A 724-nucleotide genomic window follows, 5' to 3' on the forward strand; every position below is an offset into this window, starting at 1 on the left:
AGGTGTTCTTCACATGCATTCCTGACTACGAAGGCCAGCAGCGGGCGCGCAATCGCGACTGGAAGCCAACTTTCGAACGAGGGGGCTGAAAGTGGCCGGCGCCACTGTGGGGGGCGTTGGGGTAGATTTGCCTGCAGGGCGCCGGCCGGGCGGATTGGGGTCCGCCGCCGTTGATACTACCGAGTTTGGCGATGCAAGTAATTCCGTGATCACGGAAGGGCCTACGCGCTGCCGTTCGTCTCGCTTTCCTCGTCAACCGTTCTGACTGGCAGCTAGGCGTTGGTTTCCAGCCATTCGCGCAGCACGATCTGAATGAGGTCCGACCGGCCAATGTTCATTTCAGCCGCGATGGAGTTGAGAGCGTCCTCCGTTGCGGGCTCCAGCGGCACGCCTGAGACATTTCTAAGCATCAATGCAGCGCGACGCAGGATGGCCTGCAGATCCGCGCGCGATATATCGCCGATGCGGTCGGCGGCGCTTTCAAGCTCTTCCGCAACAGATAGGCGGGTCATTGAGAGCGCCGCATATTCAGAAGCCAAGCACGGTTGTTAGCGGCGTTTCGCCACCCGACATGTACTTGAAAAGCCAGAGTGACCCAAGTAATTGGCCAGATGAACGCCAGCAGCGGCTCACCTGCGTTTCAAAATTCAACCCCAGGCGCTTGCCAAACGGCCAGCTTCCGGCCACGGCCCGCCTAAGAACGACATGGCAGGGAACCGATTTA

2 protein-coding genes are annotated in these 724 nt (G+C 59.8%); both read right to left on the reverse strand.

The window, feature by feature from the left end; all coding sequences use genetic code 11:
* Window positions 1-272 precede the first annotated feature (272 nt).
* Window positions 273-512, reverse strand: coding sequence for a hypothetical protein (locus AC0L16_RS33540; protein WP_473625808.1), 240 nt, complete (start codon window positions 510-512; stop codon window positions 273-275).
* 16 nt (window positions 513-528) lie between these two features.
* The coding region (locus AC0L16_RS33545; RefSeq protein WP_473625809.1) for a hypothetical protein at window positions 529-724 on the reverse strand (196 nt) is incomplete at its 5' end.

This window comes from Mesorhizobium sp. WSM4848, from assembly GCF_055811375.1.

What these genes read in the sequence shown, in the direction of transcription:
- AC0L16_RS33540 (WP_473625808.1), bottom strand. Translation starts at nt 512, where the DNA reads ATGACCCGCCTATCTGTTGCGGAAGAGCTTGAAAGCGCCGCCGACCGC.